This window comes from Rhodococcus sp. 05-2254-5 (genome assembly GCF_002258575.1).
Classification (GTDB): domain Bacteria; phylum Actinomycetota; class Actinomycetes; order Mycobacteriales; family Mycobacteriaceae; genus Rhodococcoides; species Rhodococcoides fascians.
The window spans coordinates 138721-153187 of record NZ_NOZG01000007.1; the positions used below are offsets into that span (position 1 = coordinate 138721).

The window sequence follows — 14467 nt, forward strand, 5'->3', positions numbered from 1 at the left end:
GCGGCCTACTCGCCCGGTGAGGAACATCGGGTCAGTGCCGGTTGGTGCGCACGGGTGCCGATTGCGTCGGCGGTGTCGGCACTCGACCAGGCTCGAAGTCGTAGCCGTACTGATCTCGTCCGCGTCCCGTTGCCGGGACCATCGACATGACCACACCGAGCAACGAGGCACCCACGTTCTCGAGGTTGGCCGCAGCGCGCGTCAATTCCTCGCGGCGGGTGTATCCGTACCGCGTGACCAGGATGGTGCCGTCGCATTGCGTGGCGAGAGTGGCGGCGTCGGTGACCGGCAACAGGGGAGGCGAATCCACCACCACGTAGTCGAAGGCCCGCCCCAGATCGCGCAGAAGTGATTGCGCGGTGGAGCTTCCCAGCAGTTCGCTCGGATTGGGCGGGGCCGGGCCCGAACCCAATGCCCACAGATCGGTGTGGCCGGTGGTCTGCACCACCTCGTCGAGACCGGCGTCGTGTGCGAGCACGGAGCTGACACCGACCGAGCCGACGATGCCGAGGTAGTCGGCAATGTGTGGCCGTCGCAGGTCGGCATCGACGAGGACGACCCGGTTGCCGGATTCCGCGAGCGAGAGGGCAAGGTTGACGGCAGTGGTCGATTTGCCCTCGCCCGCAATGCAACTGGTGACCAGCAGGATGCGGGGCGGATTGTCGACCGAAAGGAATTTGAGGTTCATCCGCAGTTGACGGAACGCCTCGGCGATGGGCGCGGTGGACGAACCGAAGTCGATGGGAGGGGTGTCACGGATCTTCTTGTCCAACGGGATTGACCCGATGAGCACGCTGTCGGTCAGCGCCTGGAGTTCGTCGGGTTCCTTGACGGTGTTGTCCATCCTGTCGCGAACCAGTGCGCCCGCGATGCCGACCAGAAGTCCGAGGACGAATCCGAGTGCAACGTTGCGGACCTTTTTGGGCGAGACCGGCGTGGTCGATGCCTCCGCGGTCTCGGCCACGGTCACCGCAGCGCTGGCCGTACCCCCGTCGACAGGCTTCTCCAGTTCGCCCACCAGCGTGGGGAACAGCTCGCCGATGGCGTTGGCGATGTCGCGGGCCTGAGCCGGAGACGAATCGACAACGGACGCGTCGAGTAGAACCGAATTGGGTTTGGCCGTGGCGGTGATGCGGTCGGTCAGTTCGTCCGGACTCATGGGCAGCCCGAGCTGGTCGACGACACGACGGGCCAACTCCCGGCCGGTGAGCAACTCGGTGTAGGAGACGACTCGCTGCTGCGACGCCAAGTTGTTCTGGTACACGTCGCTGGACGACACCGCCGTCGTCGTGACGAAGAATTGCGTGGTCGATTGATACATCGGCGTGGACACGAGCGAGAACACGACAGCGATGAGTGTGCCGACGATGGTCGTGGCCACGATGACGAGCCACCTCGCGCGCAACGCGGCAGCGTACCGGCGAACCGTCATTCGCATCTCTCCCTCGAATTGCAGACCCTCGAACTTCGGTGTTGCGCGCCGAGCGGTCAGGGAACGGTGCGTCGCCAGAATGCGCCGGAACCGTCGATGTCGATGATCTCGTCCTGAATCGAGTGAGCCCGGCGGTAGTCCCGGACAGCTTGTCCGGCCTGAGAGGAATGACTTCCGTAGTCGTCCACGATGCAGAACCCGCCCGGTGAGAGCTTGGGGTACAACGACTCCAGAGCTTGAATCGTCGACTCGTACATGTCGCCGTCGAGTCGCATCAGCGCCAGCGCATCGATCGGTGCGGTCGGAAGCGTGTCCTTGAACCACCCCACGAGAAATTGCACTCGCTCGTCCAGAAGGCCGTATCGCTCGAAGTTGTGCTGCACCGTGCGGGGGCCCACCGCGAGGCCGCCGAGTTGATGGTTGCGATCGCCAGCGTCAGCGGGATACCGGGTGGCGTCTGGGGGCGGGAGTCCCTCGAACGAATCCGCAACCCATACGGTCCGACTCCGGTCACCCCATGCGACCAAGTTCGCCTTCATGAAAATCGATGCGCCGCCCCGCCATACGCCGGTTTCGATCAGATCGCCGGGGACCCCATCCGAGACGATCGTTGCGACGCACTCCTCGATGTTGGTCATCCGGCGCAGACCGATCATGGACTCCGCCCGGGAGGGCCAGTCGAGGCCGGATTCTCGCTCGCGCTCGTCGTACGGTTTCTTGATCGCAATCTCGACACCGAATCGGCCGGCCGCATGGGCGAAGTAGCTCGCCAATCGTTTTGGTAGCGATGGATTTCCCTGCCACCGAACGCCGCCCAGCACCGAATCGTTGTCTTCCGCCAGAGCGCCCGTCAAAGCGCGTTTGACCGTGTTCAGATAAAGACCTCTGACCGAGTCGATATCGGTGACTTCCGTCGTCATTGGCAAACCATAGCAACGCATTACGTGAGTCGTCGGGTGCAAGAACGATATTCGTGGCGGGACAATTCAGGTCGGTAGCAAAGCTTCTTGCATTCTGGGAATCAGGTATTCGCCGTATTGTCGGGTGATGTGACCGGTATCCCAGCTGATTACTATGCCGGATACGACCAATGGGCACGTGTTGCGATAGCAGAACCAGGAACGAGTGTCGATCAACGTGGCTCCCGTTTGTTGTGCGGCTGCCTCGTCGGCGCTGCGTTTGGTCAGCCAGTTCTCGGAAATGGTGCTGACGCAATTGGATGGAACGGCCAGCCTGCCCGCGCATTCCGTGGCGGCCTTGCCGAGTGGGTTCGGGGTGAGGATCACGACGGCGGCATCGCTGGGCGCGATCCGCTCGATGATCGCGGTGCGCGCGGCCGTCCACGCCTGCACCGAGCCCTTGTTGTCCACCATGGCCTGGATCCCGTATTCCATATCCACCATCACCACCATGCTGGGCCGGGCGGTGTTGATCTGATCGACCATCTCGTCGCGGCTGGAGTTGCATCGATCGGTGGACTGCTCGTCCACGCCGATGGTCACGTCGGAGGCGACGAACGGGCAGTTGTTGAGTCCCATGCCGTGCACCCGAAAGCCGTTGGGGATCAACGCTCCGACGATGGCGGGCAGCCAGGAAGCCGAGAAGGAGTCGCCGACTACGATCGCAGAACGAGGCGCGTCGGGAGGTCCGTAATTGCACACATCGAGGCTCAGTTCCGGGGGATCCAAGCACCCGGTCTCCGGGCTCATCTCGACCGGCTTACCGCTCTCGACGTCGTCGAGCGGGGGAGTTGTGACCGGAAAGGACGTGGCACCGAGCGACTCCACGATGGCGGCCTCGAGGGGGTCGCGGTCCTCCTCGACGGATGCTGCGGCGAGAACCGGGGCGGGCCCGCTCGCGGGTAGCACGACGGACGGCTGATTGAACAGGGCGACCAGGAGAAAGACCATGACTGCCCCCAGCGCGGCTACGAACACGCGTTGACCGTCGTGACTGTCGCTCGCAACGGAGCGGTGCCCGGGGCGTCTCGATCGGGGAGCCAGGAAGTCCGAGTCGAGTACGGCTTTCTCCACCAGGTGGTAGGACGCCACGGACAGCAGAACGGTGCACACGATGACGGTGACGTAGTACGTGACGCCCACATTCATGACGGTGAGGAGAAGCACGACAAGCGGCCAGTGCCACAGATACAAAGAGTACGAGATGGCACCGATGTACACCACGGGTCGTAGCCGAAGCGGTTTCGTCACCGCCAGGCCGGTGGATCCGATACCCGCTGCGATCACCAGACACGTGGCCACCACGGGGACGACGCCGTAGGGCGCAGGGATGGTGTACGTGACCTCGAAGGTGAACTCGGAATAGAAGATTCCGACTAGGCCGGTGACCGCCATGGCGGACCGGAGCCACACGGGCATCCGGTGGAAGATCGGCGCAATGGATGCCAGCAATGCCCCGGCTGCCAGTTGCCACACCCGGCTGAAGGTGGAGAAGTAGGCCGCGGTGGGGCTGGCGACGCTCTCGTCCATGGCCCAGAGGAACGACACCGCAATCGCGACCACAGCGAATCCGCCGACGAACGGCCGCAGCGGCAGGTTCTTTCGCCATCTCGTAGCGATGAAGAGCAGGCCGACCATGAGTAGAGGCCACACCACGTAGAACTGTTCCTCGACGGCAAGAGACCAGTAGTGCTGCAACGGAGAGTGCGGCAATGCCGTCTGAAAGTAGTCCGTCCCGATCGAGATCAAATGCCAGTTCATCATGAACGCAGCCGACCACCACGTATCGACTACGATTGCCTCGAACCTGCTGGTGACAATCAGCACGTACGACGCGGTCAGAGTTGCGCCCAGGACCAGCAGTGCAAGGGGCAGGATCCGGCGGGCACGTCTGCGATAGAAGTTCGCTATGGACACCCGGCCGTAACGCATTCCCTCTCGCAGTAGCAGGCTCGTGATGAGGAACCCGGAAATGACGAAGAACATGTCCACGCCGACGTATCCGCCTTCGGGCCAACGAACGACGTGATGCAAAATCGCGAACGTCACGGCGATCATCCGCAAACCCTGAATATCGAGCAGAAATCCGAAGTCGTTGGACTTGCCGGGAATACTCGGTGGCGTCGAAACAGCCGGCGGTTGGCCGGCTTTCCTTTCGTGCAGTGACATCTGCAGTCCTCGAGGCATGTGCGTGACTTCCGGAAAACCCCGGTCGGTGAAGCGAATACTAGCCGGATTCGGAGCTTTGGTAAGCGAACACAGAAACCGTCAACGATCCGAACGGCGGTTAGAAGGCGGAATGCGTTCAGGGTGGTCCGGCGAATGGCCCGCTAACCTTCATGTTGGTTGTTTCTTGCCGTCGACTGATGATGCCCATCTGGTTCATGTTGTGCGACAGACTAGTTCGCCAAGCTCATAGCGTCCGAACGGGGTGCCGATCCTGGCGTGGACGGTTACCGTGAGCGCACCGAATTGCGTTCTAAGGAGTGCAAGATGCTGCACGCGTTGATCGACACCATCTACTGGAAGCTGCGTCGGAGGCGAATGCCCGACGACATTCCTTCTACGGCCTTGTTGACCTTCGTGGTCGATCGAGTCGGTCAGGCGCTCCGGGGGCAACTGCTGGGCCTGCCCTATTTGAGGGGACCGGCACTGCACTTTCGGGGCCGCGGCGTGAAGGTGCGCAACGCAGCCAAACTGCGCGTGGGCACCGCCGTGGTGTTCGGCGACGGCGTGGCCATCGACGCGCACTCGGCACATGGAATCACGTTCGGCGACAGGACCACTGTGGGTCGTGGGTCGTCGATCAACGGATCGGGTGTTATCTCGGAACCCGGTGTCGGCGTCGTGATCGGCGAGGGTGTCGCGGTGGGGATGTACAACGTGATCTGGGGTCAGGGCGGGATCACGATCGGGGACAACGCCATGATCGGGCCCCATGTGTCGATCTTCAGTGAGGATCACCGTTTCGCCGACATGTCGGTGCCCATGAACAGGCAGGGTTACCTCCGGAGCCCGACGGTCATCGGAGCGGACACGTGGATCGGGGCGGGCTGCGTGATCACCCGCGGGGTCACTATCGGCGAAGGCGCTATCGTCGGCTCCGGTTCGGTGGTCACCAAAGACGTTGCGCCTTACACAATCGTAGGAGGCGTGCCGGCCCGTTTGATCAAGGCCCGCGAGCACACCGCCACATGACTCGACCCGAGGTCTCGGTTCTGATCGTCACCTACAACAGCGCCCACGTCGTCTCTGCATGCCTCGATGCGCTCGAAGCGGGGCACGGACGGGACGGCGAGATGGAAATCATCGTGTACGACAACGCCTCGACGGATGAGACGGTGCTACTGATCGAGCGGAATTGGCCGGCCGTGCGCGTGATCGCGGGCGCGCGCAACCTCGGATTCGCCAAGGGTGTCAACAGAGCTGCGGAAGCAGCCACCGGCCGGAACATCATGCTGCTCAATCCCGATGCCGTCATCGCCGCCGCGGACGTACTGGTTCTGGCCAGGACGGTGCCATCGACACACGGCGGGATCGTCGCGCCCGTCATCCATACCGGCGGCGTGCGCGTGATGGCAGCCGGCCGGATGCCCACGATCTGGGCGATGGCCAGTCACTATTTCGGGATCTCCCGGCTCTCGCGGGGCCGGACGCGGTTGCAGGGGCACTATTTGCTGCCCTCGGACGTCGGGGAGGGCGTGGTCTCCACCGACTGGGTAACCGGTGCCTGTCTGATGGTCGATTCCGAAACGTGGTGGCGAGTCGGCGGATTGACCGAGCGGTGGTTCATGTACGCCGAGGACATCGAATTCTGCTGGCGCGTAGGCCGCGCAGGGGGCGTGGTGTTGATCCAGCCGCTCGCACATGCGCAACATCTGGTGGGCAGCAGCAACGGTGCGCCGGAGGCAGGCACCAACTCCGCCTGGGTGCTCAATCTTTACGAGTTCTACCGCGCAGACCTTGCCGAGTCGCGCCTGCAGCGAATCGTGTGGGCGCTCGTGGTGGGATGTGGTCTACGGTTCCGGGCCGTCGTCTTCCTGTTGCAGTCTCTGTTGCATCGATCGGCCGAATTACATGGCGCAGCCGGAGATTTCACTCGTCACTCAAACGCGGTGTTCCGGGCACTGACGGCGTCCGCCGACGACAGGTGGTCGCGCAGCGCACGGTCGTAATCGGCACAGACTCGTTCCCAGGTGTAGTGGTCGTGAGCACGGCGGATCGATTCTGTGCTCAACTCCTGTTGTAGTTCGCTGTCGTCCAGCACGGTTTCGAGTCCGGCGCTGATGCACCGCGGATCCGGGTCGACGAACACCGCTCCGTCGCCGAGAACCTCACGGTTGTAGACGGTGTCGCGTGCGACCACCGGCGCACCGCAGGCCATGGCTTGAACCAACGCAGGGTTCGTTCCTCCCACGCTGTGCCCGTGGAAGTACGCACCGGCGTTCTCCCATAATGAGAACAGCATGTCGTCGTCACTGAGGTGCCCGTACCACCGCACGTTGGTCTCTCGGGCGGCTATGTCGGCCACCCGCTCCTCCAGGGCACCGCCGTACCCTGACGAACCGACGATCACCACTTGCCAACGCTCGCAGAGTGTTTCGATCGCGTCCAAGAACGGCCCGATGGTGTTCTCGGGAACAAAGCGAGCCACCATCAGAATGTACTTCCGGCGCGCGAGCCCATCGGGTGGATCGTCTCCGGTTCGAGGATCGCCGCCGTACGGAATGAATACACCAACCCGGCCGGAGAGTTCCTCCCATCGAACACCCAGCGCTCGGGAGTCGTAGATGAGAGTGGTCGCGTACCGCGCTGTCGCACGGCCGCCGATGGCGAAGATCGCCTTGGCTATGCGTCCCCACTTCTCCCGTTCCCACTCGATTCCGTCGACATTGACCAACGTGGGGATTTTGCGAAGCCGAAGCAACGGCAACCAGAAGCCGTTTGCCACGTTCATTACCAGTGCCGCATCGGGTTTCGTCGCCACCGCATGGATCGACGACGTGGCCCCGTACGTGATGGTGCTGGCCGACTTGCTGTCGACGCCAGGGGTCACCACGGAACGCACACGAGAATCCATGTCGATCGGGTTGGTGCTCAACGCCTTTTCACGGCCGTACACAACCACGTTCCAGCCGTGATCGGCCAGGTAGGGGGCCAGATGTCGGACCAAGGTTTCGAAACCGCCGTAGAAACTCGGGTATCCCCGTGTGCCGATGATGGCGACCGTACGAGTCATAGTGCTCCCACTGAGCGTCGACATACCAGTGCGCTCGTCGATTCCCTGACATTCGACATAGCAATTTGAAAGGGATGTTATACACGCGGCAACGCTTTTGTCCGTCCAACGTGTGAAAACGAAACATTGCGTGCACAAACCGATTTCGCGAACTCGGTGTCGGTTTTGAAAGATACTCTTAACAGAATCAATTCTGTCTAGTGGGCAGTTTTGCGAGCCCGGAAGTTTCTTTGTGGTTCTTTCGAGGGACCCGCGGTTTGTTCCAGCGTGCCGGGGTTTCCGGAAGGTGAAGGACATCCGCCCTAGCTGTTCGCGCAGTAGCGCCGTGGTCTACGGGGCCTGGCGTCGCGCTCTGGCGGTTGCGGAGAGAGGCGAGCGGCCGTGGCCATGGCAAAGCGGGGGTTGCCGGAGCAGAAACGCTGGGCTCGCCGGGGTCCGGGCTGCCTCGCAGCTCCAACGAGAGGGATGCATGGACTCGAGTGTCGAGAATCACCCTGACTTGGGCCGGGGTGGCGAAGCTTTTTATGGTTCCTGCTCTAGCTGGGTCGAACGCTACCGGCAATCCTTGTCCGTTCGTGATTTCTGAAGTTGAAATTGGGGACGCGGATTGTCGTGACACGTCACAACAGGGAATTCGCCGAGTAGATCTCGTGAATCAAACGAATGAGTGACTGGCTCCAGGGGCGATACTGATCCGGTGCACGGCGATCGAATACTTATGTAACGATTGAGCCACACAGTAGCCCGTTGCGGGGTTGTACGAACGGACGAGGAGCTCGAAGCATGGAGATACAGGATTATCTGAAAATCCTGAAGGCGAGGTGGATCATCATCGCCGTAACCGTGGTCGTAGCGATCCTTGGCGCCTTGGGTGCGTCCCTGCTGACGACGCCGCTGTACGAGTCGAGCGCAAGAATGTTCGTCTCCACATCTGGAGGAACCTCGGTCAACGAGGCATACCAAGGCAACCTGTTCTCGCAGCAACGCGTTGCCTCGTACTCCGAACTGGTGACCAGTGAGGCGCTAGCTGCCCGGGTTCTTGCTGTTCTGCCGCTCAACCTCACTCCATCGCAATTGGCGGCGAAGGTGAAGGCATCGTCGACTCCCGACACAGTTTTGTTCGATATCACCGTCACAGACGCGTCCCCTGCGACTGCTCGCGACATCGCCAATGCGTTGGCGTCCGAGTTGACCACACAGGTTGAGGAGTTGGAGACACCCGCAGACGGCGGGAGTCCATCGGCCGGCGTCAAGACCTTCCAGCAGGCGGATGCGTCTTCCTCTCCGGTAAGCCCGAAGACCAAGCGCAACCTCGCCCTCGGTGCGGCGGTGGGTTTGTTGCTCGGCATCGCGTTGGCGGTTCTGCGCGACCGGCTCGACAACACCATCAAGGGTCGTCGCGAGATCGAAGTAATCTCCGGTAAGGCGCTCGTCGGCACTATTCCGTTCGACAAAGAACGTAAGGCGCATCCGGCCGTCGACTTTCAGGACCTCACTCAATCGGCTAGCGCCGAGGCGTTCCGTGAGCTGCGCACCAACTTGCAGTTCCTTGAGGTCGACCATCCACCACGAGTCATCGTCGTCACGAGTGCGATTCCCAGTGAAGGCAAAACGACCACCGCAGTGAATCTCGCTGTGGCCCTTGCCGAAGCGGGCCACCACGTGGCTCTCGTGGAGGGCGATCTGCGTCGGCCGCGGGTCTCGAAGTACATGGGTCTGATCGGCTCGGTCGGAATGAGTACCGTTCTCGCCGGCCAGGCAACGGTCGAGGAGGTGCTGCAGCCGACCAAGTACGAAGGCCTACAGGCCATGGCGTCCGGTCCCATTCCGCCCAACCCGTCCGAGTTGTTGGGCTCCGAGGCCTCGCGTGCTCTGTTGGTCGAACTGCGTTCGAGGTTCGACTACGTGATCGTCGACGGTGCCCCGTTGCTTCCGGTGACCGACTCGGCCGTCCTCACCACCCATGCTGACGGTGCCCTGCTCGTCACGCGTTACGGACACACGAAGTCCAACGAACTCGCGCGAGCCATCAGCAACCTCGAGACCATCGGTGCACATGTTCTCGGCGTTGTGCTGGCGTTGACCCCGTCGAAGAAGGGGGACATGTACAGCTACTCGTACAACTACACTGCAGACACAAACCTGCCGCGTCAGGTAGTGCCCCCGGTGCCCGCACCGGCACCTCAAGGCCCGGTCCAGCATCCGACGCCGGCCGCCGTACCCACTTCGACGCAGTCCCCGTCGACATACGCCGGATCGGCGCAACCTGCACCGACTGAGACTGCACGCACGGCCGCCAGCGCGGCACCGTACGCACGGGCACGCCGTCCCGAGGTGTCCACCGACCCGTCGAGAAACGGTATGGGCAACCCGCGATTCGGTAAGTAGTCGTGAGGTGGTCGCAGCTTGTCACGATCGCCCTGAGTTTCGCGTCGGTCGGCAGTTCTTGCCGAGGGCGACTCCTGCAACGCCCACGGTCGCTAATAGCACTGGCGTCGTCACGTTCGATACCTGTGCGGGATGGCGACCGTAAACAGAACTTGAACAACTGCCGGTCAGCTTGTTGTTGATGCTGGATTCGATGCGCTTCGCTTCGGGTTTGTGAACGCTGAGTGTAATAGCCGAAGCGGCTTGCCCTCTGTCTAGTGAAATTGTTCTTTCACGACGCTTTTCGACGCTTGGTGTCATGCGTCCGTTGCGATGGTGCCCTCGACGAACACTTGGGATATGCCGACGGGTTCGATCGAGACCCATGGCCGAGTATTTCCCACGACCGCTAGGTGATCACTTCTGGACGCACGGCGGTTACAACGCCGCGGGCGACCCGACAACCCCGCTTGATCCGGACGCGAGTCCTGGGCGATTGCACACGACGCAGCCGGTAACCACCAGTCGGCGAAGACGAAGGTGGTGGCGTAATGCCAGACCATCCGCATCCCAAGTGTTGCTGCGCTAGTGCACACCAATGCAGCCACTCTGTCGAACGTTAAGTACAACTGGGAAAGCGGAGTTGCCGACGCCGATACGCCGTCAGTTCTGATGCGCACCCAGCACTTGCCGTGGATTACTCGGCATACTTCGCAACTCTGCTCATCACCGACGTCGGGGTCGCCGTGCTGAACTCGACCATTCTGACGTCGCCGCTGAACACGGGAGCGGGCATCGTTGTCGACCTGTCTGTGCTGGCCAAGTGCGCATCGATTGTCGCGGCCGACAAGCTCTCCACCCATCCGGCAAACGGCACCGCCGCATCGCGGAGCTGTGCACTGCGGCCGTCCGTTCTGCGCGGCGGTTGTGGAGTCCGGCCGCACGCCCGCACCGCGAGTCGGCTACGGCACGGCTGCACCGATCGGAATGGTGACGTTCTTCTATGTTGGCGACGAGGTCCGGAACAGCGCTCCGGTCGAGGGAACGGCGAGCGTGAAGTACGTCGCCTATCGGTGGCTCTGCACCGTCAACTGCAGACCAGGAACGTGGCTTCCCCTCCGCTACCTGACCGGCAACTAGGCGCTGGTGGAGTGTGGGGCTAAGTTATGCAGCACCGCGGCCCTAAGTCACCGGGCCCGGAACGGGAACGTTCCGGGGTAGGCCAGCAGTGATCAGCTCTTCGATCACCACCTGCGCCCACAAACGGTAACCGTCGGCATTGGGGTGGATTCGCGTCGGCTCATCTAGAAGCCGGTTGAACTGCCCGTAATCCACAAAAGCCTTGTTGACGGGCATGCTCGGGAAACCCCGAGTAACCGCCCAATTAGCGATGTGGCGCACGTTCTGCTGCTGAATGTCCGCGGTGAAAGACGGGCTCCAGTCGGGGTTCTGCTCGATGTTGACGACGGTCGCATTGGGATAGTCGGACTGCAGCGCATTCATGAAGTTGGCGACGTGGCCCTTTGCTTGATTGATCGGTTCGGTGTGACCGAAGCTGACGAAGACCAGGTCGAGGTCAGCAGATGTGAGCGGCAGGATGCGGTCGACGCGCTGGCTGATGTAGGTGACATTCTGACCTGGGATGGACCCGTTGTAGACGGTGATCGGGGCGCGGCTGCCGTTTCTCAGAGTCCAAGTGGCTTCGTATTCGTCGGTATTCTTGCCCCATGGCTTGATGTAGGTCGGCCGGTCGTAGGTCTTTCCGATCCAGTCTGGCACGAGAACCTGCCAGCCTTTCGACGAGATGCCGGTGGAGTCACCGAAGACCGCGATGTTAAAGGGGCGGTCGCCTTTTTGGAGTTTGGCCAAGATGCTGTTCAATGGCACGACCGGTGCCAGGACGGGCTCCGGTGATGGCGCAACGGTGCGGGCAGGGCGTGACACTTCGGCCGTCACCGTTTGGTCGCTGCGGTGGTCGATGTAAACGAACGTTGCTGCGGTGGCGACTAACGCGATCACAACCGCGACAGCGAGAATCGTCTTGTCTCTCTGAACCTTGTCGATCAAGCCCACTTCGCGTCCCCGACGTTTCGCCATGTGGAGCATCATGCCGTACCGCCCGGTCTAGCGCGCTACGGTGCCCAGGTGCAATTTGTTGTGTCACTGACGATTGTTCTAGATCAGTCCGACCTCGTACAGCGTTTCCAGGTTTCCACCCAGGAGACCTCGTAGAAAGCGGTCGCGCACGAGGTGGAGTCCGCGATTGGGTCATGCAGAAGGACTATGGTCTCCTTGTGCACCGGACCAGCTTTCGGAGGGCCAATTGAGTAGCTGATCAAACGGTGCATAACGAGAGCTATAGGGCTGCGTTGGGCGGGCTTTAAAGGGCGTGCTGCCCACAACGAAAATTCCTTCGATTGAACGACCAGTTCGATCGATGTCGGCGGACGGCGGCTTGAGCGACCAGATGGCAGGAGCGAACTATTCCGCGATCAGCACTGTGGAACGTCGACCGTCACCATCGGCTGATCCACCAAAGGCTGCACGGGCACTGTCGCCTCACCCGGAGCCGAGGGCTCCTCGAGCTCCCAGGTAACCGTCTGCGACTTACCTGGCGGGATGGTGAGATACGCAGCCTGCACGGGGCGACCCAATTCGGTGCCGGCCTGGATGGAGAATCCGGAAACACCGTTCACCTTCATGGACGTGATTTTCGCGCCCTGAGTGCCGTACAGATAGACGATCGACTCGTTGGTGCCGTACGGGACGTTGGGCTGAAATGTGCTCGCCACGTAAGACGTCAGGCCGTTCGGATCGACGTTGTTGGTCAGTGTCGCCGTCACTGTCGACTTACGCGTCCCGGCGGTGCAGGATTCGGCCGAATATTTGATATCGCGCGCCAGGTAGTAATCGAGCTTGTTGCCACCGGCATTGTTGACCACCACATTGGCGTAGGGAGCCGGGCTGTCGGGCAACACGTGACCCACCTTCGTTCCGGCCAGAATTGCCTCCTCGGCCGGATCTGCGCTCCACACCGAAATGCGACCTTCACTGCCGGCGCGGCCCACCGCGTCGAGCAAAGATCTGGTGGGGGCAGCGCCCGTCGTCATCTTCTGCACCACCGCGGACGCGATCTGCTGCAGATACGCTTTGCGGGCCAATTGGTCGTCGCCGAACCTCGAATAGGCTGTGCTGAGAGTGATTTCGACGACGTTGTCGGCGGTGATCTGCTCTCCGTCGGCCAGTGTGACCGGCCCGGTGGCTCCGAGGATGTAGCTCAACGCAATCGGATCGGTGGCGATGGCACCGTTGAGCACCTCACCGGTCTGCTCGGTCCACATCGACGACCAGATCTGGCCGGCATACGGAAAGTGCGGGCTCGCATTCGAGTTGCGGAAGTCGATGGTGGTGTTACGCGGTGCCCACAGTGCGTTGTACTCCGGCCCCAGGTCGATGGGCTGCTTCGCGAATTCGAGTTCGCGATTGCTGCCGAGGGTATCGACACGGGCGGTGCCGTTCTCGGCCCGAATGATGCCGTAGCCGCCGATCAAACCACCGGTACCGCGGGCCTCCGCGTTGGTCTGGAACGCGAGAAAGTAACTGCGCGGGCCGTTGTCGCCGAGCATCGACGGCAACAGCTGACTGGCGATGCGCGTGTTGGTGAGCAGGCCTGCGAGGTCGTGTGTTTGATCGATCAACGACGTACGTGCATCGCTGACGACACTGAGGAATGCGGGCTCGTCCACCTGCTGGGCTTGGAGGCTCAATTCCTCGGCTGCGGCGGCGGTCTGCTCCAGCACGGGTTGTGCGTCCCGGAGAGCGGCGGTATCGACCTTGCCGCCGCCTTCGACGAGGCTGCTCGGATTCAGGCTTTCGCCCGCCGTCGATGCGGGGGTGAGGACGTCCACGGCCAAACCGTGCACCACATCGGTGATCTGAGCTACCGATTTCAGCGGACTACCAAGGTAAGGAACGGCTTTCGCTATCGAAAACGGGATGGACGTCGTTGCCGACACCGCGTCGTCCGCTGATTCCGAAGCCCGAGCGGCCGCGGCCTCGGCACCGGCCGCATCACCGTCGAGCAGAGCATCTTTCGCCTGCGTGGCGGAGTCGCGCGTCGCGTTCAGGCTGGACTGAGCGGTGTAGGCCTCGTAGCCCAGCCACACCAGAAATGCGACGAGGACGACCAGCAGCACCCCCACCGTGAGGAGAATCGGCCGCTTCTTGCCGGATCGAGAACCACGAACATCGGTGGAACTGGTCGCCATTGTCGGTGGCCTCTCGGTCATAGGAAGTCGGTCGAGTGCATAGCCTAAAGGGGAGCGGCGGTTCCGGCGTACCTGTCGTTCGATCCGGGTAGAGCATTCACAATGGGTCGACTAGGTTTGTCACGGGCGATGTAGATCGACGTTGCTGGGCGGCACGTCAGCCGAAAATTCACGCCGTCGAAGCATATGCGTTGAGGAGGTC

The 14467-nt window shown here is 62.0% G+C and carries 9 protein-coding genes; 3 read left to right on the forward strand and 6 right to left on the reverse strand.

Features of this window, described 5'->3' with window-relative positions:
* Positions 1-31 precede the first annotated feature (31 nt).
* The 3 genes from CH278_RS05995 to CH278_RS06005 all read right to left on the reverse strand — a co-directional run bounded on the left by CH278_RS05995 (position 32) and on the right by CH278_RS06005 (position 4560).
* Positions 32-1432, reverse strand: coding sequence for a polysaccharide biosynthesis tyrosine autokinase (locus CH278_RS05995; protein WP_179274461.1), 1401 nt, complete (start codon positions 1430-1432; stop codon positions 32-34).
* A gap of 56 nt (positions 1433-1488) precedes the next feature.
* Positions 1489-2352 (reverse strand): TylF/MycF/NovP-related O-methyltransferase, encoded by an 864-nt coding sequence (locus CH278_RS06000; protein WP_094621424.1) that lies wholly within the window; start codon positions 2350-2352, stop codon positions 1489-1491.
* Between the two features lie 66 nt (positions 2353-2418).
* Positions 2419-4560 carry an acyltransferase family protein gene (locus tag CH278_RS06005; protein WP_179274462.1) on the reverse strand — a complete coding sequence of 714 codons (2142 nt, stop codon included), beginning with the start codon at positions 4558-4560 and terminating at the stop codon, positions 2419-2421.
* A 324-nt stretch (positions 4561-4884) separates the two neighbouring features.
* On the opposite strand from CH278_RS06005, the gene CH278_RS06010 reads away from it, so the two are divergent.
* Both CH278_RS06010 and CH278_RS06015 read left to right on the forward strand, forming a co-directional pair.
* A complete protein-coding gene (locus CH278_RS06010) occupies positions 4885-5589 on the forward strand; it encodes an acyltransferase (protein ID WP_032389830.1) in 705 nt (234 codons plus the stop codon).
* Complete coding sequence (locus CH278_RS06015) at positions 5586-6566, forward strand: glycosyltransferase family 2 protein (RefSeq protein WP_032389742.1); 981 nt, start codon at positions 5586-5588, stop codon at positions 6564-6566. The genes CH278_RS06010 and CH278_RS06015 overlap by 4 nt, the downstream gene beginning before the upstream one ends.
* On the opposite strand, the gene CH278_RS06020 is transcribed toward CH278_RS06015, so the two are convergent.
* Positions 6494-7630, reverse strand: coding sequence for a glycosyltransferase (locus tag CH278_RS06020; RefSeq protein WP_094621426.1), 1137 nt, complete (start codon positions 7628-7630; stop codon positions 6494-6496). The two genes, CH278_RS06015 and CH278_RS06020, sit on opposite strands and share 73 nt — an antisense overlap.
* A 783-nt stretch (positions 7631-8413) precedes the next feature.
* Here CH278_RS06020 and CH278_RS06025 point away from each other — a divergent pair.
* Positions 8414-10018: a polysaccharide biosynthesis tyrosine autokinase gene (locus CH278_RS06025; RefSeq protein WP_094621427.1), complete on the forward strand. Its 1605-nt coding sequence runs from the start codon at positions 8414-8416 to the stop codon at positions 10016-10018.
* Positions 10019-11179: 1161 nt separating this feature from the next.
* Here the strand turns inward: CH278_RS06025 and CH278_RS06035 are convergent.
* Positions 11180-12094 carry an SGNH/GDSL hydrolase family protein gene (locus tag CH278_RS06035; RefSeq protein ID WP_094621680.1) on the reverse strand — a complete coding sequence of 305 codons (915 nt, stop codon included), beginning with the start codon at positions 12092-12094 and terminating at the stop codon, positions 11180-11182.
* A gap of 395 nt (positions 12095-12489) precedes the next feature.
* Positions 12490-14265, reverse strand: a complete 1776-nt coding sequence (locus CH278_RS06040; protein WP_094621429.1) for a DUF4012 domain-containing protein — start codon at positions 14263-14265, stop codon at positions 12490-12492.
* Between the last annotated feature and the right edge of the window lie 202 nt (positions 14266-14467).